20 protein-coding genes, 1 tRNA gene and 1 other RNA gene are annotated in these 23414 nt (G+C 40.8%); 16 read left to right on the top strand and 6 right to left on the bottom strand.

Going from position 1 to position 23414, the window contains the following annotated elements:
• Position 1: 1 nt before the first annotated feature.
• The 15 genes from F539_RS02230 (at position 2) to F539_RS02165 (ending at position 16938) form a co-directional block, all read left to right on the top strand.
• On the top strand, positions 2 to 2917 hold the full coding sequence (locus F539_RS02230) for an MPN396 family protein (protein ID WP_014574966.1): 2916 nt from the start codon (positions 2 to 4) through the stop codon (positions 2915 to 2917).
• A 34-nt stretch (positions 2918 to 2951) separates the two neighbouring features.
• The gene (gene apt, locus F539_RS02225; protein ID WP_010874751.1) at positions 2952 to 3485 is read left to right on the top strand and encodes an adenine phosphoribosyltransferase; all 534 of its coding nucleotides are present in this window, start codon (positions 2952 to 2954) and stop codon (positions 3483 to 3485) included.
• Between the two features lie 67 nt (positions 3486 to 3552).
• Complete coding sequence (locus tag F539_RS02220; protein WP_010874750.1) at positions 3553 to 4992, top strand: FAD-dependent oxidoreductase; 1440 nt, start codon at positions 3553 to 3555, stop codon at positions 4990 to 4992.
• Positions 4993 to 5012: 20 nt separating this feature from the next.
• Positions 5013 to 6089, top strand: coding sequence for a pyruvate dehydrogenase (acetyl-transferring) E1 component subunit alpha (gene pdhA / locus F539_RS02215; protein WP_010874749.1), 1077 nt, complete (start codon positions 5013 to 5015; stop codon positions 6087 to 6089).
• Between the two features lie 21 nt (positions 6090 to 6110).
• Positions 6111 to 7094: a pyruvate dehydrogenase complex E1 component subunit beta gene (pdhB, locus tag F539_RS02210; RefSeq protein ID WP_010874748.1), complete on the top strand. Its 984-nt coding sequence runs from the start codon at positions 6111 to 6113 to the stop codon at positions 7092 to 7094.
• A gap of 318 nt (positions 7095 to 7412) precedes the next feature.
• A complete protein-coding gene (locus F539_RS02205) occupies positions 7413 to 8621 on the top strand; it encodes a dihydrolipoamide acetyltransferase family protein (protein WP_010874747.1) in 1209 nt (402 codons plus the stop codon).
• On the top strand, positions 8622 to 9995 hold the full coding sequence (gene lpdA, locus F539_RS02200; RefSeq protein ID WP_014574964.1) for a dihydrolipoyl dehydrogenase: 1374 nt from the start codon (positions 8622 to 8624) through the stop codon (positions 9993 to 9995).
• 26 nt (positions 9996 to 10021) lie between these two features.
• A complete protein-coding gene (locus F539_RS02195; RefSeq protein WP_014574963.1) occupies positions 10022 to 11041 on the top strand; it encodes a lipoate--protein ligase in 1020 nt (339 codons plus the stop codon).
• Positions 11034 to 11420, top strand: a complete 387-nt coding sequence (locus F539_RS02190; protein ID WP_014325503.1) for a hypothetical protein — start codon at positions 11034 to 11036, stop codon at positions 11418 to 11420. The genes F539_RS02195 and F539_RS02190 overlap by 8 nt, the downstream gene beginning before the upstream one ends.
• Positions 11413 to 12489: an MPN387 family gliding motility protein gene (locus tag F539_RS02185; protein WP_010874743.1), complete on the top strand. Its 1077-nt coding sequence runs from the start codon at positions 11413 to 11415 to the stop codon at positions 12487 to 12489. Before F539_RS02190 ends, F539_RS02185 begins: the two co-directional genes overlap by 8 nt.
• 18 nt (positions 12490 to 12507) lie before the next feature.
• Positions 12508 to 12603, top strand: an RNA gene (gene ffs / locus F539_RS03965) — signal recognition particle sRNA small type.
• A 33-nt stretch (positions 12604 to 12636) separates the two neighbouring features.
• Positions 12637 to 13326, top strand: coding sequence for a deoxynucleoside kinase (locus F539_RS02180; RefSeq protein ID WP_010874742.1), 690 nt, complete (start codon positions 12637 to 12639; stop codon positions 13324 to 13326).
• Positions 13327 to 13360: 34 nt separating this feature from the next.
• Positions 13361 to 13705 (top strand): MPN385 family protein, encoded by a 345-nt coding sequence (locus F539_RS02175; RefSeq protein WP_010874741.1) that lies wholly within the window; start codon positions 13361 to 13363, stop codon positions 13703 to 13705.
• Positions 13706 to 16087 carry a leucine--tRNA ligase gene (gene leuS / locus F539_RS02170; protein WP_014325502.1) on the top strand — a complete coding sequence of 794 codons (2382 nt, stop codon included), beginning with the start codon at positions 13706 to 13708 and terminating at the stop codon, positions 16085 to 16087.
• A 2-nt stretch (positions 16088 to 16089) separates the two neighbouring features.
• Positions 16090 to 16938 carry an HAD family hydrolase gene (locus tag F539_RS02165; RefSeq protein ID WP_010874739.1) on the top strand — a complete coding sequence of 283 codons (849 nt, stop codon included), beginning with the start codon at positions 16090 to 16092 and terminating at the stop codon, positions 16936 to 16938.
• On the opposite strand, the gene coaE is transcribed toward F539_RS02165, so the two are convergent.
• The 6 genes from coaE to F539_RS02135 form a co-directional block, all read right to left on the bottom strand.
• Positions 16868 to 17470, bottom strand: coding sequence for a dephospho-CoA kinase (gene coaE / locus F539_RS02160; protein ID WP_010874738.1), 603 nt, complete (start codon positions 17468 to 17470; stop codon positions 16868 to 16870). The genes F539_RS02165 and coaE overlap by 71 nt on opposite strands.
• Positions 17464 to 18342, bottom strand: a complete 879-nt coding sequence (locus F539_RS02155; RefSeq protein WP_010874737.1) for a Cof-type HAD-IIB family hydrolase — start codon at positions 18340 to 18342, stop codon at positions 17464 to 17466. Before F539_RS02155 ends, coaE begins: the two co-directional genes overlap by 7 nt.
• Positions 18343 to 18487: 145 nt before the next feature.
• Positions 18488 to 19321: a DNA-formamidopyrimidine glycosylase gene (gene mutM / locus F539_RS02150; protein ID WP_010874736.1), complete on the bottom strand. Its 834-nt coding sequence runs from the start codon at positions 19319 to 19321 to the stop codon at positions 18488 to 18490.
• Entirely contained in the window at positions 19321 to 20196 is an 876-nt protein-coding gene (locus F539_RS02145) for a 5'-3' exonuclease (RefSeq protein WP_010874735.1), read from the bottom strand. Before F539_RS02145 ends, mutM begins: the two co-directional genes overlap by 1 nt.
• Before the next feature lie 3 nt (positions 20197 to 20199).
• Entirely contained in the window at positions 20200 to 22818 is a 2619-nt protein-coding gene (gene dnaE / locus F539_RS02140; RefSeq protein ID WP_014574962.1) for a DNA polymerase III subunit alpha, read from the bottom strand.
• Between the two features lie 3 nt (positions 22819 to 22821).
• Positions 22822 to 23046, bottom strand: a complete 225-nt coding sequence (locus F539_RS02135) for a hypothetical protein (RefSeq protein WP_014325500.1) — start codon at positions 23044 to 23046, stop codon at positions 22822 to 22824.
• 85 nt (positions 23047 to 23131) lie between these two features.
• On the opposite strand from F539_RS02135, the gene F539_RS02130 reads away from it, so the two are divergent.
• Positions 23132 to 23208 (top strand) — tRNA-Arg (locus tag F539_RS02130).
• The last annotated feature ends 206 nt before the right edge of the window (positions 23209 to 23414 follow it).

The following is a 23414-nucleotide window of genomic DNA, read 5'->3' as shown; positions in this document are numbered from 1 at the left end:
AGTGGGACTGAAAAAGCGGGTTTCCTTTGACTGGCTCTTAAAGATTGGAATTATCCTGGTCTTAGCTTTTTTGGGCCTGTTTGGAATTATTTTTGGTAGTTATAAGCTTCTAAACGACAGTCGCTTAGGGGTAGTGTTCAACGGTTCCACTACCACCACTGTTTATTTTTTAAACCATAAGTCCAAGGACGCTAACAAGGAGTTAGATCCTACCCAGAAAAAGGACGGCAATGGCAACGGTAACAATACTGAAATGATTACCGATGTGAACGGTTTTCTCAACAATATTGAAAAGAGTTACGCCAACAGCCTCTACGCCCAGGGTTTTTCGTCTGTTAACATCACGAAAAACTCACACGATACAAGTGCAAAAGAACTTTCAGATAAAGGAGTTTTTGACAGTTCTTGACTAGTTAATGATGGTTTACCCTCTATTTCTGTTACCTTTGAGCAACGTCGTGAAGAGGCGCGTACCCGAGCACGAAAGCGGCAAATAGATGCACAGGTCAAGCGCAACGCTTTAAGTGCAATTGAACACAACTACAAACTTTCGTTAGAAACCACTGACGGAATTGTTCTTTTTGACTCGTTTGATAAGGAATTTATTAGAAATTCGCTTACAGCAGTTGTTCCCCAAACCACAAACACCAACAGTGCCTTAACGTTTGAGTACAAGCTCAGCAAAAATGTTATTACCAAAGAATCTTTACACAACGACTTTTTGGACTTTATTAAGAGTAAGAGTTTAACTGATTCTGACTATAATACTGGTAATGGTCAAAAGAGTGTTGAAGGTAGCGGTAAATGATTTAAAGACAAGGCTAACGGTAGTGCACAAAACGGAAATAAAACTTTAGTTTTATGGAAGGATAAGGAAGGTGCAGTACAGTATGTGCGCAACATCTTTAACGTTCCTAAAGGTGGTACTGATTACCTCACCTTTAACGAACGTGAAAAGAACCTCTGGGACTTCTTGCACGCTGAGGGTAACTTTTCCTCTGGTGATAATTTGTTTTTGCAAAAAAATAATAATGGTAATTCACCAATTACCAAAGCTAGTGACATTACCTTAAAAAATATCTATTACATCTATGCAGCACCGACACATTTCTCACAAGTTGCAACCAAAGACAATAACAATAAGGACGCTGCTGATGTTGTCACTGTAGCTAACAGCGCGGACACTAGAAAACTGCGCAGCGGTGATGCTACTGGTTTTTCTGGTTTATTCTCCAATTACATCTTGGCAGAAATTAGAACAGAAGATCCGGTAGCTAAGAATGGTGATCCGGTTAAGGTAAACGCCACTTTACAAAGCTTTTTGGATAGCAATAACCAACGCTTAGAACACGGTGGTAACATTAAGTTCCAAGTAGCTAACTTTGTTAACAATGATGGTTCATACGTTCCTGCTTCTTACTTGGAAGCTAGTAGGGTAAAGGTGCTGTTGAGCAATGGTTTTCCCGAAACCGCTACCATTGCAGCTGCTAACACCAAGTTAGTTAATGCACCGCTTTCCAACACTTTAGCACGCGATGTTTCTAACTTTGCTTCGAGCTTCATTGCCTTGGGTGTAATTATCCTGCTCGCTACAATTGCGTTAGGTATTCGTTACAAGCTACTTGGCCTTTACAAAGCCTTAGCCTTAGCGCTTAGTGCCATCTCTTCGCTCGCCTTCTTTAATGCCGTTGGTGGTGTCGTTGATGTCTTTTCGTTTGTCGGCATCTTCTTTGTGGTTGCCGTTAACATTATTAACCTGATCACTCTGGCGGAACTGTTTTTGCGTAACATTAAGAACAACGCCTCAATTGTGGAATCGTGAAAACTGTGTTTAAAACGTAGTTTCTTCACGATGATAGAAACCCACATTTGCTGGTTATTGAGTGCCTTAGTCGTGATTTACCTCTCCAACTACCAGGTACAACAGTTAGGTACCTTAATGGCAGTTTCAGCGATTACCTCTTACTTCTTAAACTATGGTTTAGGAGTAATCTTAGTGTGGTTGTTTGTGTCATCCCATTCCGGGTTAGAATGACGCTTCTTCCTCTATAAAAAGGACGCGCAAGCGTTGACCAAAACATCGAGTAACTGCTCGATCTTAACGGAAAACAACGACATCCAAACGGACTTCTTTATCAGTAAGAACCAGCACGACTTCTTTGGTAAGAAAAAGTGGAGCTTGCTGTTTATTTGGTTGACAGTTCTCGCCTTTGGGGTGGTGATGCTCGGCCTTTATCTGGGCGCACCACAACTGTTAGGTAACTTTTTAGCCGCTGACATCGAATCGAGTACTGGCATTATGTTAGGTGTGGGGGTGATTAGCTTGCTCTATCTCTTGTATTCGCTACCGCGCTATGGTGTCGCTTATGGGATTAGCTACCTAATTGCTTTAATTCTGTTAGCCGCTGGACTTTTTGGGGCAATGTACCTCGCTAACTTTATCTTTAGGATTGACCAGTCCACAATTCAACTAATTATCTTTGTGTACCTGTTCTGGCTGTTCTTCCAAGCCCGCATTGGTCAAACTACCATTTGGACTTACTGTTACTGGTTTAAACGCAGCTTGAAGGACCGGGTCTTTGTGAAAAACCTCTTTAACGACAATGTTAACAGCCAATGAAGGTTAGATCTTATTGGTAGCAGTGTTTTAATCCTACTCTTCATTGTGTACGCTGCCTTTAACTTTGGTGGTATTAACGGCACGATTAACCTAGTGATCTTCTACTTAATTGCGATTGTGGCCTTGTTTAGCGTGTTTGTCAATGGCTTACCGCTGTTTAGCTTTGGTTTAATCAATGGTTGGTTAAGTCCGTACAACTATGTCCAAATCCACATTACCTTACGCCACAAAAAGCAAATGTTTAAGGAAGTGGATCAAATTGAAGAACAGTTGATTAGTGGAATTAACAGCTTTTAAGAAACGCTTTTAACAGTTTTTAAGATAATAAACAGTGAAACAGAAACTCCAAGCGCTTGATCGAGCTATTAAGCGATTTAATGACTTTCCCACTCCGGGAATCCTCTTTTACGACATTACGCCAATTTTTTTAAACAGTGAACTGTTTGAGTTTGTACTGGAACAAATGGCACAGTTTATCCAGGAAGTTAAAGCTGATGGCATCGTATGTCCCGAAGCGCGTGGTTTTATCTTTGGTGGTGCTTTGGCTTCCAAAACCAAACTACCCCTAGTGTTAGTGCGCAAACCCCATAAGCTATCAGGTGAGTTAGCGCGTGAAACCTATGATTTGGAATACCGCCAAAACTCAATCTTGGAAATGCGGGTTGATGCACTAGAAAACTGCAAGCGCTGTGTGATTGTTGATGACTTACTAGCTACTGCTGGTACGGTTGCAGCGATTGACAAACTAATAGCGCGTTTAGGTAGTCAAACTGTGGGTTATTGTTTTTTAATTGAACTGCAAAAACTGCACGGTAAAGCAAAGCTACAACCAAATGTGGCAACCAAGATCTTGCTCCACTATTAAATAAATACCGCACTTAACTAAACTTAGTTTGGCGTGAAAATATTAATCTTAAGACATTGATTACGATATGAAGAAAGTGATTGTTATCGGTGTCAATCACGCCGGCACCAGTTTTATCAGAACCCTTTTAAGCAAGAGCAAAGACTTTCAGGTCAACGCTTATGATCGCAATACCAACATCTCCTTTTTGGGTTGTGGAATTGCCTTGGCAGTTAGTGGTGTAGTTAAAAACACCGAAGACCTGTTCTACTCCACCCCTGAAGAGCTAAAAGCTATGGGTGCTAATGTCTTTATGGCTCATGATGTAGTTGGTCTTGATCTAGACAAAAAACAAGTAATCGTGAAGGACTTGGCCACTGGTAAGGAAACTGTGGACCACTATGATCAATTGGTAGTAGCCTCTGGAGCTTGACCGATTTGTATGAATGTGGAAAACGAAGTAACCCACACCCAATTGCAATTCAACCACACTGATAAGTACTGTGGCAATATTAAGAACTTAATTAGTTGTAAGTTGTACCAACACGCCCTTACCTTAATTGACAGCTTCCGTCATGACAAGTCAATTAAATCAGTAGCCATTGTGGGCTCGGGTTACATTGGTTTAGAGTTAGCAGAAGCGGCTTGACAGTGTGGTAAACAGGTGACTGTGATTGACATGTTGGACAAACCAGCTGGCAATAACTTTGATGAAGAGTTTACCAACGAGTTGGAAAAAGCCATGAAGAAAGCGGGCATTAACCTAATGATGGGTAGTGCCGTTAAGGGCTTTATTGTTGATGCGGACAAAAATGTCGTTAAAGGTGTTGAAACCGATAAGGGTCGGGTGGATGCTGACCTTGTCATCCAATCGATTGGGTTCCGCCCAAACACCCAGTTTGTCCCTAAAGACAGGCAGTTTGAGTTTAACCGTAACGGTTCGATTAAGGTTAATGAATACCTCCAAGCCTTAAATCATGAAAATGTGTATGTTATTGGTGGGGCTGCTGCCATTTATGATGCAGCTAGTGAACAATACGAAAACATTGACTTAGCTACCAACGCTGTGAAAAGTGGTTTAGTCGCTGCTATGCACATGATTGGTAGCAAGGCTGTAAAGTTAGAGTCCATTGTTGGTACCAATGCGCTGCACGTATTTGGTTTAAATCTAGCAGCTACTGGTTTAACCGAAAAACGTGCCAAAATGAACGGTTTTGATGTGGGAGTGAGCATTGTTGATGACAACGACCGTCCCGAATTTATGGGGACCTTTGACAAGGTGCGCTTTAAGTTAATTTACGACAAGAAGACGCTCCGTTTGTTGGGTGCCCAATTACTTTCGTGAAACACCAACCACAGTGAAATTATCTTCTATATTGCTTTAGCAGTACAGAAGAAAATGTTGATCAGTGAACTGGGTTTAGTAGACGTTTACTTTCTTCCCCACTACAATAAGCCGTTCAACTTTGTGTTAGCAGCCGTGTTGCAAGCGCTTGGTTTTAGTTACTATACCCCTAAAAATAAATAAGATTAAACTAACAAATAATTATGGCAATTTTGATTAAAAACAAAGTCCCTACTACACTTTACCAAGTGTATGACAATGAGGGTAAGTTAATGGACCCTAATCACAAGATTACACTTAGCAACGAACAGTTAAAGCACGCTTTTTACCTCATGAATCTTTCCCGAATCATGGACAAGAAGATGCTTGTTTGACAACGTGCTGGTAAGATGTTGAACTTTGCGCCTAACTTAGGTGAGGAAGCACTGCAAGTTGGTATGGGCATGGGTTTAAATGAAAATGACTGGTTCTGCCCTACCTTCCGTTCCGGTGCGTTAATGTTGTACCGTGGTGTTAAACCAGAACAGCTTTTACTTTACTGAAACGGTAACGAAAACGGTAGTAAGATCGAAGCTAAATACAAAACGCTGCCCATTAACATTACCATTGGTGCACAGTACTCTCATGCTGCTGGACTTGGTTACATGTTGCACTACAAGAAACTCCCTAACGTAGCCGTTACGATGATTGGGGATGGTGGTACAGCTGAAGGTGAGTTTTATGAAGCGATGAACATTGCTTCCATTCACAAGTGAAACTCGGTCTTTTGTATTAACAACAACCAGTTTGCCATTTCCACCAGAACTAAATTAGAGTCCGCTGTAAGTGACCTTTCCACCAAGGCTATTGCGGTTAACATTCCTCGTATTCGCGTTGACGGTAATGACTTAATTGCGAGTTACGAAGCAATGCACGAAGCAGCTAACTATGCGAGAAGCGGTAATGGACCAGTGTTAATTGAGTTCTTCTCTTGACGTCAAGGTCCCCACACCACTTCCGATGACCCTTCCATTTACCGTACTAAAGAAGAGGAAGCGGAAGCGATGAAGAGTGACCCTGTGAAGCGGTTACGTAACTTCTTGTTTGACCGTGGTATTCTAACCCCACAACAAGAAGAGGAAATGGTAGCTAAGATTGAACAAGAAGTGCAAGCTGCATATGAGGTAATGGTTAGCAAAACGCCAGTTACCTTGGATGAAGTGTTTGATTACAACTATGAAAAGTTGACTCCTGATCTAGCGCGCCAAAAGGCTGAAGCTAAAAAATACTTTAAAGACTAATTTCACATTAATAAATTCACTATGTCAAAAACAATTCAAGCAAATAACATTGAAGCGTTGGGTAACGCAATGGATCTAGCGTTAGAGCGCGACCCCAACGTTGTTTTATACGGTCAGGATGCTGGCTTTGAAGGTGGTGTGTTCCGTGCTACTAAGGGTTTACAAAAGAAGTACGGTGAGGAGCGTGTTTGGGACTGTCCGATTGCCGAAGCAGCTATGGCTGGTATTGGTGTGGGCGCTGCCATTGGTGGACTTAAACCAATCGTGGAAATCCAGTTCTCCGGTTTTTCTTTCCCCGCAATGTTCCAAATTTTTACCCACGCAGCACGGATCCGCAACCGTTCTCGCGGTGTGTATACCTGTCCGATTATTGTCCGCATGCCAATGGGTGGTGGGATTAAAGCACTTGAACACCACAGTGAGACCTTGGAAGCGATTTACGGTCAAATTGCCGGACTTAAAACAGTGATGCCGTCCAACCCTTACGACACCAAGGGCTTATTCTTAGCAGCAGTGGAATCACCTGACCCTGTGGTCTTCTTTGAACCAAAGAAGCTGTACCGTGCCTTCCGTCAGGAAATTCCAGCAGATTATTACACTGTGCCAATTGGTCAAGCTAACTTAATTAGCCAGGGTAACAACCTTACTATTGTTAGTTACGGTCCTACCATGTTTGACCTAATTAACATGGTCTATGGGGGTGAGTTGAAGGACAAGGGCATTGAACTCATTGACTTGCGTACCATTTCCCCTTGAGACAAGGAAACGGTGTTTAACTCCGTGAAGAAAACCGGGCGCTTGCTCGTAGTTACCGAAGCGGCTAAAACCTTTACCACCAGTGGGGAAATTATTGCATCGGTAACTGAAGAATTATTTAGCTATCTCAAGGCAGCCCCACAACGGGTAACCGGTTGGGACATTGTGGTACCGTTAGCACGGGGTGAACACTACCAGTTCAATTTAAATGCCCGCATTTTGGAAGCTGTTAACCAACTTTTAAAGTAAACTAACGACTTTTCTAAATCAAGCCATTTGAAATAAGTTTGAGGTTTGTTAGAATAATTGCACCTAGTTTTTTTAACTAAAAGTTGAGAAGGCTAGGGAACACCATTTATTTCATATTAAGATGGAAGACAAGAAATGCTGTGGTTGCAAAACCGAAACAGCTAACTGCAGTAAATGCAACTGTGGCGGTTGCAAATGCTGCCAAAAATAAGGCGAAATTTCTCTAAATTTCGTTTTAGATAAAAAGCCAGTCGTAAGACTGGTTTTTTATTTGCATTACTTTTGCTTTAAATCTAAAATTAAAACAGTTTGTATATCATGGCAAATGAGTTTAAGTTCACCGATGTTGGTGAGGGCTTACATGAGGGTAAAGTAACTGAAATCCTCAAAAAAGTGGGCGATACGATCAAGGTCGATGAAGCCCTTTTTGTAGTGGAAACCGATAAGGTAACCACCGAACTTCCATCCCCTTATGCTGGGGTTATTACCGCCATTACCACTAATGTTGGTGATGTGGTGCACATTGGTCAGGTGATGGCCGTTATTGATGATGGCGCTGGTGCTGCTGCACCTGCTGCGCCCCAACCAGTATCTGCACCAGCTCCTGCCCCAACCCCAACATTTACCCCAACACCAGCACCTGTAACCACCGAACCAGTAGTGGAAGAGGCGGGTGCCTCGGTAGTGGGTGAAATTAAGGTATCGAACAGTGTGTTTCCTATTTTTGGTGTGCAGCCAAGTGCGCCCCAACCAACACCAGCTCCTGTAGTACAACCTACATCCGCTCCAACTCCCACTCCAGCTCCAGCATCTGCAGCAGCACCTAGTGGTGAGGAAACGATTGCGATCACGACAATGCGTAAAGCAATTGCTGAAGCAATGGTGAAATCACACGAAAACATTCCCGCTACGATTCTCACCTTCTATGTTAACGCTACTAAGTTAAAGCAGTACCGTGAGAGTGTTAACGGCTTAGCTTTAAGCAAGTACAACATGAAGATTTCCTTCTTTGCTTTCTTTGTTAAAGCAATTGTTAATGCTTTGAAGAAGTTTCCTGTTTTCAATGGTCGTTATGACAAGGAACGCAACCTAATTGTGTTAAACAAGGATGTTAACGTAGGTATTGCCGTGGACACTCCCGATGGTCTGATTGTGCCTAACATTAAGCAAGCACAAACGAAGTCGGTAGTCGACATTGCCAAGGACATTGTTGATCTTGCTAACCGTGCCCGCAGTAAGCAAATTAAGCTTCCTGATTTAAGTAAGGGAACGATCTCGGTAACTAACTTTGGTTCTTTAGGCGCTGCTTTTGGTACCCCGATTATTAAGCACCCGGAAATGTGTATTGTCGCTACCGGTAACATGGAAGAACGTGTTGTGCGTGCTGAAGGTGGGGTAGCCGTTCATACCATCCTACCGTTAACAATTGCTGCCGACCACCGCTGGGTCGATGGCGCTGATGTGGGTCGCTTTGGTAAGGAAATTGCCAAGCAAATCGAAGAATTAATTGATTTAGAAGTAGCTTAGATGAATTACGATCTCATTATTATAGGGGCTGGTCCCGCTGGGTATGTGGCCGCTGAGTACGCGGGTAAGCATAAACTTAAAACACTCGTTGTCGAAAAGGAATACTTTGGTGGCGTGTGTTTAAATGTTGGTTGTATTCCAACGAAAACACTGTTAAAACGGGCCAAGATTGTCGATTACCTCCGCCATGCGCAGGACTATGGTATTTCAATTAATGGTCAAGTAGCACTTAACTGAAACCAATTGCTGGAGCAAAAAGGTAAGGTAGTGAGTAAGTTAGTTGGTGGGGTTAAAGCGATTATTGCTTCCGCTAAAGCTGAAACGGTAATGGGAGAAGCCAAGGTTTTGGATCCCAACACCGTGGAGGTAGCGGGTAAAACTTACACCACCAAAAGCATTGTGGTCGCAACTGGTTCACGACCCCGTTACTTAACGCTTCCGGGTTTTGCAGAAGCGCGTCAAAACGGTTTTGTAATTGACTCGACCCAAGCGCTCTCTTTGGAAGGGGTACCACGCAAGTTAGTTGTTGTTGGTGGTGGAGTGATTGGTATTGAATTTGCCTTTCTCTACGCTTCATTGGGTAGTGAAGTGACTATCTTACAAGGGGTGGATAGGATCTTGGAAATCTTTGACACTGAGGTATCAGATTTAGTCGCTAAACTCTTGCAAACCAAGAATGTCAAGATTATTACCAACGCACAGGTAACCCGTGCTAACAATAATGAAGTCTTTTATTCGCAAAACGGGCAGGAAGGCAGTGTGGTTGGTGATCGCATTTTGGTCTCGATTGGTCGCATTCCCAACACGGAATGTCTTGATGGGTTGAACTTACAACGTGATGAGCGCAACCGGATTGTGCTCAATCAAGATCTCCAAACCTCAATTCCCAACATCTACATAGTTGGCGATGCCAATGCCCAGTTAATGTTGGCCCACTTTGCCTACCAACAAGGGCGGTATGCGGTGAACCATATCTTAAACAAGAAGCAGGTCAAACCAGCGCAAAAGTTAACTTGCCCTTCCTGTATTTACACCAATCCGGAAGTAGCATCGGTGGGTTACACCGAAATGGAGTTGAAAAAACAGGGCATTCCTTATGTCAAAACCAATCTTGTTTTAGCGCACTGTGGAAAAGCAATCGCTGACAATGAAACCAACGGTTTTGTCAAAATGATGTTTGACCCACAAACCGGTAAGATCTTGGGTTGCTGTATTATTGCTGCTACTGCTAGTGACATGATTGCCGAGCTAGCGTTGGCTATGGATGCAGGTTTGACATTATTTGACATTGCCAACTCCATTTCACCACATCCTACCATCAACGAAATGATCGCTGATGTGTGCAAAAAAGCTCTTTTTGATCACTTTAAATAAACTGTCTAACTAATCAACAACTGAATATGAAAACTTACATTCTCACTTCCCCTAAAAACATTCCTTACTTCAACGCAGCGTTAGAAGAATGGCTACTCACCGAATTTAAAAAGGGCGAGGAAATTAAAGTCATTTACTTCTGGCAAAACGCCAACACGATTGTGGTGGGGCGCAACCAAAATACGTACGCTGAGGTTAACCTTAGTGAAGTGGAAAAGGACAAGGTTAATTTGTTTCGCCGTTTTTCTGGAGGTGGGGCGGTGTTTCATGACATGGGTAACATCTGTTTCTCAATTATTTTGCCCAAAGCAAAAAAGGAAATGGAAAACGCTTATGAAGAAACAACCCGTAATGTGGTGAAGTTCTTAAACAGTGTAGGTGTACCCGCACAGTTTCATGGCCGCAATGACTTGGAAATTGAGGGCAAGAAGTTCTCTGGTTTAGCGGAATACCTCTCCAAAGACCGCGTGTTGGTCCACGGTACGTTGTTGTTTGATACCGACTTTACCAAGCTAGCGAAGTACCTCAATGTGGATAAAACAAAAATGGTAAGTAAGGGAATTGAAAGTGTCCAAAAACGGGTAGTTAACGTAAAAGAATACCTCCCCAACCTCTCTACCCCAACCTTCTTGGAAAAGATGGTGCAGTTCTTTACCGAAACCGAACATGCTGAAACGATTCATTTGGATGAAAGCAGCATTAAGATGGTGGAAAAACGTGCACAGGAACACTTCCAATCCTGGGATTGAAACTTTGGTAAAACAGCTGACTACAACTTTAAAAACAAGAAACGGTTTGAGGGTGCGGGCATCTTTGAATGTAACGTGCAGGTAGATCAGGGTAAAGTAGTCGACATTGAGTTCTATGGGGACTTTTTGAGTGTTATCGACATTACCCCCGTTACCCAGCAGTTGGTAGGACAAAAATACGATTACCAAATCTTTGCTAAAATATTGGGTAACATTGATAACTTTAAGGAGTACTTTGGTACCTTAACACCTCAACAAATGCTCGAAGTTATCTTTGATAACAAAAAGGATGAGTAACTTCTTTGAGAAATACATTAACGGTTTTATTGAAACTTTAGACCAAATTGACGCAGCTGACTTTCAACGCATCCAACACGACTTTGACCCTAACCAGTTTCCGTATGACTGGGTGGTGGAACGGGTTAGTGATGTCAAGGATTATTTGCTCAATCCGCGTGATTTTAGCGATGTAGAAACTTTTAAAAGTACTATGCGTGCTAAGATTAAGCACTTTTATGCGTGTTATTCGAGCAAAATCCCCTTCTTTTTGTTTACTAGTTTTGTGTTAGCAATCTTTAACAGTGTTGGGCAGTATGTCAAGTACCACTGTGACTTGGACTTTACTAATCCTGATGCTGTAATTATCTTTTTCCGTGAAAAGGCCTTAAATGACTAACTTTGAGTATTACCGTGATTTTGATGACTTTCAAAGAAGAGAGACAATTAACTTCTTTCTTTCAAAGTTTCCACTAGCGAGTCAAAAACAGCTCCAGGACTTCCTAGAGCAAGCGCGTCAGGCTTATGTGCAGTTACGCCAAACCAACCCTGCACACCTTGACTGGAACCAAACATTGCTGTATTTAGCACAGAAATTTCTCCCCGAAAAGCAATCAGAGAAGGATCGCTTAAAGAAGATCTTGGTGTTGCAAGAACAGCTCAAAGTACGGTATGAAGGGGAAATTAAACGCCAGAGCCAACAAAACAGTGAGCTGTTAATCCAGTTAGGTCAACGTGATGAGGAAATTATCCAGATGCAGCAGCTATTTAAAGAAAAGGAACGGCAACTAGAGGTGTATCAAAAGCAGCTCAATGAAGCCAAGGAGTACAACCACAAGCTTGAGGAACACTACAACAAAACCCTGGAAGAAGCGTTGAAGGAGTACGAGCAGCAGTGTACTGATGCCATTCACAGGCGTGATGAGGAAATCCAGGCCATCTTTACAAGTAAGTTAAACGAAAAGAACAGTGAGATTACCCAACTGCAAACTTACTTGCAAAGTGCGGTTGATGAAAATGAGGCGTTGCAAAAGCAGCACAAACTAGTGTTGTTTAAAAACCAAAAGTACGAAAAGATGGTGAGTGACTTGCAAGTCGATTTAGCCCGGATTCAGGAAATTAACAATTCACTTACCAGTGAAAAGCGTGACTTTCAGCGCGCTAACAACGATTTGGTCAAGCAGTACAACAAACTCAAAAACCGCTTGGAACAAAAGTTAGGTGAAATTACTAACGCGCAAGTTAATGGTCAGACCCATACCGTTAGCCTAGCTGACACTTCACAGCAATTCCACCGTCCTCAAGAGGCTGTTATCCCGCAAACCCAAGTTATTAGCTATACACTCGATGATATGGATGATGACATGGAAGTGGAAGAAACTCCACCAACAACCAATAAAGATCTACCTCGCGGCGCGACCCAGCCGAAGCGTAATTCGATTAAGCGCGTAAGCAAATTAATTGATTAAAAGCAGTTAAGTGTTAGAATTTAGAGCCGTCACATCATTACGGTCGAATCATGTCAGGCCAGAAATGGAGCAGCATTAAGACTATTTAATGAGTGTGATGGTTTTTTATTGCATAATACTTTGCACTGTAACCACGTTCTAAGTATTATGAAGACTCCCTTAAAACCCAAATTTCAACCAGCTAAGATTGCTAACGCCGTTGTGGTTGGTGGCATGATTGCTTTTGGTAAAACGACGATAGCTGAAAGTTTAGCTAAACACTTAAAGGGTTCTAAGGTGATTTACGAACTGGAAGAACAAGACCAGCTAGCTGATTTATTGTTAGCCAAAATGTATGAGCGTAACGACGAGTTGCTCTACGCCCCTTTATTTCAACTGTACTTTACCTTAAACCGCTTTAATAAATACCGCAAGGAATGTAACAATAAAACACCAACTATCTTTGACCGCTCGATCTTTGAAGATTGATTGTTCGCCAAGCAAAACATCCACCGTCCTTCCATCTTTACTTACTATAACCACTTGTGGAATGGGATTGTTAAAGAACTAATCTTTAAACATGGTATTCCCGCTTTGTACGTTATCTTAGAAGGTGATTGGGAGTTGTTTGAACAAAGATTGTTTCAACGTAACCGTAAAGTAGAAATTGATAACTTTGCCAAAAATAAGGACTACTTTAAGAACCTGTACAAGATTTATGGTGAATTTATTAAAAACGTTTGTTATGACTTTGGTATTAGCCATTGCATAGTAAACGCTAACCAATCAGTAGAATCCATCACCAAACAAGTACTAGAGGTATTAAAGTCAAAAAACTTAGACTGGGAAATTATCTAGCTTTATAATTTAATTAGCTTAATTTCCACTTACCATGCTGCTTAAACGGCTCATTAAACTAGCGATTTTCCTCTTCTTTGTCGCGGTTGGTTTTATTATTTTTATTGGCTCTTTTTGGCTCAATACCTACAATACTAAGGAGTGGGCTAATTTACTAGCTGAAAAGGATGCTAGTGGGCTAATTGTGCAAATTATTCCCAATATTAATCAATGATTTAAAGGCACTGTAGAGCAACAGCAAAAACTGTTCCAAACCCTGGTGCACTTCTTTATTCCAGTTGGTTTTGGTTTACTTTTTGGGATTGCTGTAGCCATTATAGCTGACCTGTTCTACCATTTAATTAAGTATTTAATTAAGCGCTCGTTCAAAAAAAACTAGATGTATAACCACAACTTACTGGAAGAGAAATGGTTGCAATTGTGAAAAACGAAGCAAGTTAACCGTTTTTTTGATGATAAAACTAAGCCCAAATACTATATCTTGGACATGTTCCCTTATCCTTCAGCGGCTGGTTTACACCTGGGACATGTGCGCGCTTACACCATTACCGATGTTTTGAGTCGTTATCATAAAGCGAAGGGTTTTAATGTGATTCACCCGATTGGCTTTGATGCTTTTGGGTTACCAGCAGAACAATACGCGATTGCCTCCAATAAGCATCCTGGTGACTGAACTGACAAAAACATTACTAATTTCATTGAGCAGTTAACGGCCTTTGGCTTTGATTATGACTACCAGCTGTCTTTAAAGACAACTGATCCACGCTATTACCAGTACACACAGTGGATCTTTGGTCAGTTATTTGAAGCCGGTTTGGCTGAAGTGAAGGAGATTGATGTCAACTGGTGTGCTGAATTGGGCACCGTTTTAGCCAACGAAGAGGTGTTGATTGACAGTAATGGTAATGCGGTGAGTGAGCGTGGCGAGTTCCCGGTAACCAAGCGAAAAATGAAGCAATGGGTGTTGAAAATAACTGCTTTTGCTGAAAGTTTACTCAATGGTTTGGCTGAGCTGGATTGACATCAATCTATTAAGGAAATGCAAACCAACTGGATTGGTAAAAGTGAAGGGGTAGAGGTAACGTTTGACATAGAAAACTCCAAGGAAACGATTACCATTTTTACCACTAAGGTGCAAACTATTTTTGGTGTAACCTTTTTAGCGCTTTCCACTAGCCATCCCTTAGTAAAAGAGGTAGCTAAAACCAACCCCAAGATAGCACAGTTTCTCCAAAAACAAGCACAGAAAACCACCACTGTAAAGCAACCTGAGACGCTCCATGACGGGGTTGATTTAAAACTTAAAGCAATTAATCCAGCAACTAATACTGCCATTCCGTTGTATGTAGCTAACTATGTAGTGGAAGGTTATGGTACGGATGCTGTGATGGGTGTGCCAGCGCATAACGAAAACGATAACTTCTTCGCGCGGAAGCAAAAGCTACCGATTATTACCGTCATTGATAAACAGGAACGCTTGCAACACTCCGGGCAGTTTAGCGGGCTCAACTCCCAAACTGCTAACACCCAAATTACGCAAATGTTAGTCGAGCGTCAAAAAGCTAAAAAAACAACGGTGTACAAACTCCGTGACTGGATTTTTAGCCGTCAACGTTACTGGGGTGAACCTTTTCCGATTTTGTTTGACGAAAACAACCAACCCCATTTAGTTAAAGAGCTCCCCGTTACCCTACCAGCTTTGGCTAACTATCAACCTGATGGTTCGACTAACCCACCATTGTGACGAAACCAGGAGTGGGCTAAGGTGAAACAAGGTAATCAAACTTTTACTCGGGAAACGAGCACTATGCCCCAGTGGGCTGGTTCTTGTTGGTATTACTTGGGTTATTTGATGTTAATTAATAACGAAAACTTTTGGCCAATTGACTCCAAGGAAGCGAAAGATCTTTTTGAGCGTTACCTACCAGTGGATCTGTATGTGGGTGGTGCCGAACATGCCGTGTTGCACCTCTTGTACGCGCGCTTTTGGCACCAATTCTTGTACCAAAAGGGAATAGTCACCACTAAAGAGCCCTTTAAAAAGTTAATTAACCAGGGCATGGTATTGGGACCAGATGGCAAAAAGATGTCCAAATCCAAGGGCAACACAATCAACCCTACGCCACTAATTGATTCTCATGGTGCTGATGCCTTGCGACTTTACTTGATGTTTATGGGGCCGATTAGCGCGGCGTTGACCTGATTGGATGATGGGTTAAACGGAATGCGGCGTTGACTTGATCGGGTGCACAATTTCTTTCACAAGGAAAACATTATTAAAGAAACGGTAGATCAAGAAACTGTTTATGGTTATAACCTCTTTTTAAAGCGTAGTTACGAGCACTTAGAGAAACAAGAACTCAATTTGGTAATTAGCCAAATGATGATCTTTTTAAACCTGCTTTACAAAACAAAACAATTAACCCTGGCTTATGCAAAGGGCTTTTTGACGGTGTTATCGTTTTTTGCACCTTATTTAGCGGAAGAATTAAACGCTAAACTAGGGATGGAGCCGTTTATTGTTCATGCTCAACTACCAAATGTTGATAACAGCGTACTTGAAACCGATAAGGTTAAAATTATTCTTTCGGTCAACGGTCGCTTCAAAGGTACCAAGGAATTTGCTAAAGGGGTTGATGAACAGACTGTCTTAAAAGCCTTTAAGACAGATCCGGAATTCCAAGCGTTGTTCGACCAACCCTTAGCGCGTGTTGTTTTTGTCCCTAATCGTATTATTAATGTTCTTTTAAAATCCGAATAGCTATGAAACCAAAAGTACAAAACTTAATTTTTGACCTCGATGGTACTTTATTGTCTTGGGGTCATGAACCACTACCACAAACTGTTACTTTTCTCAAAGAGTTGCAAAAGCAGGGGTTTAAAATTACCTTTGCGACTGGGCGCAGTCATATCTTAATCCGCAATACCACTCAGTTTATTCAACCTGATCTACCGGTTATTTCCTCTAACGGTGCTTTAATTTATGACTTTGCTCGGGAAAAAGCGCTGCATATGACCCAGTTAGCACCCCAAAGTGTGGTACCCATTATGCGTTTACTGTTGCAATTGGAAGAAAGCTTTTGCATTTACACTGATAAAAAGGTGTTTGGTTTTGAAAAACCCGGTATACCTTGCAAACGGTTACGCACTACTCAAAGCAAAATTGTAGAACCTGACATTACACAAAATAACTTTACCATTAATCCGTTAACTGATGCTAGCAAGTTTGATTTTGCCACACAAAACATTACCAAGATTCTTTTAATCACTGAAGACAGGGGTCGCATTAGTAAAATAACCAAACATCTCGATGCGATTGAAAACATTAGCTATGTCAGTTCTATGACCTTTGCGCTTGACATTATGCACAAAGATGTCAATAAGGCATACGGTCTCAAAGCATTAGAACAGCAAACCGGTTTAGATCCCCAAATGACCATGGTCTTTGGCGATGGGGACAATGATGTGGAAATTTTTAATGCTGTCAAGTACTCTGTCGCAATGGCTAACGGTAGTGATTTAGCAAAACAAAACGCGACCTTTATTTCGGAGTTTGATAATGACCATGATGGCATTTATCACTTTTTGCAATGCTTTCTAAAAATTGAGTAACGTGTAAAGCACACTCAGCTACAGTGCTGTTATTGATTACTGTAAGAATTGGGTAAGTCGGATCAGCAATTAACTTTTGCACCTGCTCTACATCAACGCCACGTGCTTTTAGTGCTTGTTTTACTATCTTAGCATCACGTTCAATTTGGATTACTTCATCAAAGAAAGGGCGGTAATCGTTTCAGTAATTGAGCATCACCGCAATTTCCACAAGTGCAATTTTGTCTTGGAATTGCGCTTTTAATTGATTGAGTCACTCTTGTACTAGGGGTTTGGTTAAGTTGGACAAACGCTTTAACTCATCAGGTTGATTAAAAACGTATTGTGCTAACTGTTTGCGATCAACTGCTTCATGATTGACAAACTGAGCACCAAATTGCTGTTTTACAATTGCATAACCAGCTTGACCATTTGCGTATTGTTGATGGATAAACCGATCAGCAAAAAAAACGGGAAAATGAAAATAGTCAGCGATGTATTGCAAAACGGTGGTTTTACCAACTCCAGCTTTGCCTACAACAGCGATTAACATAACAGATTTTTATTAATCCATTTGGCAATCCCATCATCGTCAACGCTGTCGGTGTGGTACTTAGCTAACTTATAACACTCGGGATCACTACCAGTTAACGACACACTGTGATCAGCTCACTGCATCATTTCAATGTCATTATCCCCATCACCAAAGACAATCGTGTTAGCAGGCTTCATTTCCACTAAAAAGTCTCGTTGGAGGTTTTGTAGTGCACTAGCCTTCGATACCCCTTTTTTAATAATGTAAAGTGAATGGCGGTAGCTTTTGGCGGTTACATCACTTTTTTCAACTAAGTTATCGAGCTCTTGGATCATTGGTTCAGGGCAAGTAAATGTGTCAAAGTAAACCTGATTTACTTTCATGTTATTTATATCTCAATCAACCGTGTTGTCGATCTCTTTGCGATAAAACTTACTGTCAGCATTAAAGTGCTCACGGTAAGCATGGTCACCTTCAAAGATTAAAGAAGGATTGCAGGTGTAATAGTTACCTCAACCCATGTTGAGCTTAAAGGCTGCTGTAGGGTAACGTTTGACAATCTGGTTAATGCCATGGATAAATTCCTTATCAAGCACTTCTTGCCGAATAATTTCATCGCGGAAGTAAATAATGGCGCCATCGAGGGTAATTGTTGGTAGATCAGTGTTTAGGTACTTTTCTAACCAACGAACGCGACAGTAATCACGGCCAGTCACAATTCCAATTTTGATACCTTGAGCTTGTAATTGTTTAAAAGCAGTTACGGTAGCGTGACTAACTTCATGGAGATTTTTGTAAGTTTTGCCCTGATGGGTAAACTGGTTTTTAGGATTTCAGCTCACAATCGTGCCATCCAGGTCGGAGTAAACGTATTTAATTTTGTTTTTCATATTTTTTCTAACAAGCGTGGATTAATCTAAGGATTAAAAACAATCTTTATGGTTAATTTAAGTGATCAAAAAGAGCTTAAGTTTAAGATATTTAAGCTCTTTTTTATAAAGCCATAATTCTGGCATTAACTGGAACAGTTAACCATTAACGCTGTATTTGACACTTTTCACAAATATAGCTGCCCCGACCATTAATCTTTTTCTTAATAATAGTGGTGTTACAGCTTTGACATTGCTTCCCCTTTTTGCCATGAATTTTCAAGAAGTGTTGGTAACCACCGGTATGATCTTTTTTAAAGGTAAAAGTGCCAATGGTAGTACCCTTCATTTCAACTGCTTTCTTTAAAATATCAGTTGCATTTTGACAAATTAGCTGATACTGCGATAAGTTCAAATTTTTAGCTAAAGTTTCAGGGTGAATCTTACTTGCAAACAAAATTTCATCAGCGTAAATATTGCCAATACCGCTAATGTTGGTCTGATCTAAAATAAAGGTTTTAATCTTCTTGTTGGACTTATGGCCTTTGTTAAAGATCGCTTGATGGTTAAATTCCTGATCTAAGGGATCGAGTGCTAATTTGTTCAATTCACGTGCGTTTTCAAACTGATATCTATTGAACAAGTGAAAGGTACCAAATTGACGCGTATCATGATAGTTAAGTTGATCACCATCTTGGAATAAAAACTCGACTAAAACATGGTTTAAGTCAAACTGACTGCCTTTAGCTTCAAAGAAATATTTGCCTTCCATGCGTAAGTGTGACACTAAAAACAAACCGTTACTTAAACAAAAAATAATGTACTTGCCGCGGCGCTTAATGTCCACAAAGCTGTGGTTGACTAACGCATCGTTAAGCTGCTTGACATTAGTATTTTTCAACACCTTGTCTAAGTGCACCTTAACTTGCTTGACAGGTTTGTTTAAAACACAGCTCTTAAGTTCGGTAATTACAGTGGCAACTTCAGGTAGTTCAGGCATTACAGTTGACTAAATTTTTGCGCTAGTGCTTTAATGCCATATTTATCTAAAAGCTCTAATAAAGCTTGTTTATCGATTGGTTTTAAAGCAGCGTGGACAATATCGTCATTAAGTTTAATATCTGTTTTAATGCTCGCTAAAAAGCTGAATTTCTTAGCAGTGTCAATTTGGCCTTGGAGAATCGTTTGCAATGCTTTGGATAGCTTGTCAAAGTTAGCAAAAATATTGTCAATGGTACCGTATTGTTTGAGTAGATCAATCCCTTTTTTCGGACCAATTCCCTTAATGCCAGTGAGGTTATCACTGTTATCCCCTACCAAACCTTTATATTCAATCACTTGTTTTGGTGTTAAGCCAAAAAACTGCTCAGCAAAGTTGTCAGTGTTATATTCCTTCATCTCTTTTGTGCCCTTTACACAAAGCCAAACACTAGTCATACTATCGACTAACTGTAGTAAATCACGGTCAGAGCTGTAGATGTCTACTGCCACATTGTTTTGTGTCATTAACCTCGCATAACTACCAATTAGATCATCTGCCTCAAACCCGTCTTGTTCACACACTAAAAAACCTAAATGACGCAGTGATTCTTTAACAACAGGAATTTGGACTAACAGTTCACTCGGTGTTTTACTGCGCTTACTTTTGTATTCACTGTAAAGTTGATCACGAAAAGTGGGCGCTTTAGTATCAAAGCTAATAACACCATAGTCATACTGTTTTGACTGCAGTAAGTTTCAGCACATCATTAACATTGTGCGAATCGCATTGTTAAAGGGTAAGTTGTGTAGTTTGGCAAACTCCACCTGTTGTCAAGTAGCGAAGTAAGCACGGTAGGCTAGTGAGTTACCATCAATTAAAATTGCATTTTTCATAAATTAAAAACCAAAGCTCTTTCAGTTAATTACGGGTGGTTGATCTAGTGGTATTTTTGGAAATAATTCATGGTTACTTTGCACCCAAAAGCTTTTGGCCAAATTAAAGTCAACCGTGTAATTAAAGCAATTAAAACAACCTGCTTGTTGGAGCAATGTAATGTCTTTAAGTTCTAAACCCCCTACCGTTTTGCTCAAACACAAATTAACGGTAGCTATTAAGGATAAATTGGGGTTTTGCTTTAAAACTTCCTGAACATGTTCCAAGGCATGGGCTTGCTTGTCACCAATACCATTGATTAACTTAAAGCCTAAATACAGCTTTTTATCTTGAACACTAAAATCACTTTTAGCCTTATTGATTAGTGGTGGGCAAATTTCATAACCACTGCTAATAAACTCGTTTAAGAGCTGTTTTTGCTTTTCCTTTTTGCCCTGTTCGTGGTTTAATCACCACAGGTTAAATTGCTCAAAGTAATGTGTCTTCAATCATGCTGTTCAGTAACTCAATAAAGCATAGCCCAAGGCGTGGGACAAGTTAAAACCATATCCAGCAAAGCGCTGGATGTAATTAAAGATAGTAGTCGCTGCTTTTAAGCTAAAGTTATTGGCTAGCGCGCCTTCATAAAAGCTGCGCATGTTGTCCTGAATTACTTGCAAGTTTTTTTTGGAAATGGCACGGCGAAAGCTATCAGCGGTTTCCAATGAATAGTTAGCAACAGTTTTGGCGATGTTAATAACCTGTTCTTGAAAGATTAACACTCCGTAAGTTTCTTTGAGAATTGGCAAAATTCGCGGATCGATGTCTGATGTGTCAAACCCTAAGTTACGGTTAGCAATAAAGGTATTAATGTTGTCCTGTGGACCGGGGCGGTAAAGTGCTAAAACAATTGCTAAATCATGGAGGTTGTGCGGTTTAATTTGTTTGAGCACCTTTTTCATCCCAAACGACTCTAGTTGAAAAACACCTAAAGTGGCTTGGTTAGTGAGGTTAGTAAAAGTAGCTTCATCATCTAGCGGTATTTGTTGGAGGAATTGCTGTACGCTAACTTCCTTGGGTTTTACCGCTTGCACAACCTCATGGATCATGGTGAGGTTAATTAAACCCAATAAGTCAAACTTATTGAGGTTGTACCATTCTAACCAGTCCATCGACACTTGGGTGACGTAGTTGTTGTTATTACCCACCATTAAAGGGATCGTGGTAATTAAAGGTTCAGTGACAATCACAACACCAGAAGCGTGAATGCTTGGTTGGCGCGGAAAGTTAATAATTTCACGCGCCACCTCCCACAACAAGCGAAAGCTCTTTAAACTAAGTTGTAAAACCGGATCAGTAACACCGTTTACATCAAGCTCCAATAAGCTTTTGTCTTTTGGTAGTTTACCCAGTAAATCTTCAGCACCCTCAATGTGTTTAAATACCTTACCGACATCACGCAGCGCAGAGCGGGTCTTAAATTTTTGGAAAGTAACTATTTGTGCACACTGTTCCCGGCCATATTTTTGCATGACATAGTCAATTACTAAATCACGTTTAGTTTCCATAATGTCAATGTCAATGTCAGGTAAGCCCTGGCGGTGACGGGAAATAAAGCGCTCAAAAATGAGATTGTTGGCTACTGGATCAATTTGGGTAATTTTGAGCAGAAAGGCCACTAAAGAACCCACTGCAGATCCTCGACCAGGACCGATGAGGATATCGTTATTATGGGCAAACTGAACTAAGTCGCTCACCACTAAAAAGTAACCAGCAAAGTGGAGTGAGTTAATTATCTCCAATTCTTTGGCTAACCGCTCTTCATAGAGCTGTTTGTTTAATTGCGGATTGAGCTTTAAAAATTCAGTTAAGGCTAGTTGACACTGCTCGCTTAACATTTGTGCATCGTTGTGTGACACTTGTAACGATGACGCTTTGAGTTTGGTTAAATCTCATTGACTTTGCTCCACTAGCTTTTGCAGATTTCCCAATTCCTCTTCGCTAAAAATTTGCTGTGCTGCCTTTTGGCTTAAAAAAGGTTGGTGCCGGAGTTGTTGCAACAATGGTGGATCCAATTGGATTTCGTTTAAACTACGGCTTAATTTTCATTCCAGTGGCTGGAAGTGTTCGCTGTTAATTTGACTAATTTGCTTAAGTGTTAAGAGCAGTGTTAAGTCCTTATTGGTGTTTTGACACTTAACTGGTTTTTGTGTTACTGCAATTTTAGGATAACGACCACTCAAACCATGTGCTAAGTAAACGGGGTTTGCGGTGTTGAGGCGCAGTTCAGTTTGTGTGCAAATAATTACCACATTACCATCCAAAAAGGGTTCTAATTGCAAATCTGGTTGGTCTTTAACTAACGCTAAGCACATTAGGTTCTGATAACCCCGGTTGGTTTGGGCAATTACTAGTAAATTAACGTTTTGTTCGTAATGTCGAACAGTAACACTCAACCCAATTAAGGGTTTAATGTGCGCTTTTTGACAGGCCAAAAAAAACTCGGTAGCACCAAATAAGTTGGGATCGGTTAAACAAACAGCTACCTGTTGGTCTTGAACAGCTAGGTCAACTAGCTTTTGCGGTGAAAGTGTGGAGTTGAGGAAGTTATAGTAAGAGTTAGTGTGGAGGTTAACAAACATTCACTAACGGTTCCTTCTTAGTTTACGTTCCAACTCTTTGATTTCACGTTTAATTTCAATTCTGGTACGTGGATCAAAGGTGTTTTCCAATTCTTTTTTCAACTCTTCTAGTTTCTTGATGTCATCTAGTTCAACATCATTTAAAACTTGGGTGTCCTCTAGCTTAGTCCGCTCAAAAAGGTCTACTGGTTCAAGCTGTTCAACCTTATTTTTTTTATCCTTTGACATGTATTAGAGCGACTGTGTTGAAGTCAGCTAATTTTAATAAAGATTTGCGCAGTTCTCAGAGATTTAATAGAATTAACTATAAGAAGCGCCCATAGCTCAATTGGATAGAGTGTCTGGCTTCGGACCAGAAGGTTATGGGTTCAAGTCCTATTGGGCGCGCCAAATTATTGATTCCAACCAACTGCTCTCAGTTGGTTTTTTTATTTTAGCTACGTTTATACACATTACTTTAACTATATTGAGATAAGCAGAGCAAAGTAACTCTTCATTTAGAGGGTAAAATGAATGAAATGCTTGGTGAAATACCACGCCATAAAAAGCTTTTTGAGTTCAAACCGTGCGTCTTTTGTCAATTTCGTTCAGCATTT

The organism is Mycoplasmoides pneumoniae FH (genome assembly GCF_001272835.1).
GTDB lineage: Bacteria > Bacillota_I > Bacilli_A > Mycoplasmatales > Mycoplasmoidaceae > Mycoplasmoides > Mycoplasmoides pneumoniae.
Note: the sequence above shows the minus strand (reverse complement) of the source record. Positions and strands in the feature narration are given on the sequence as shown.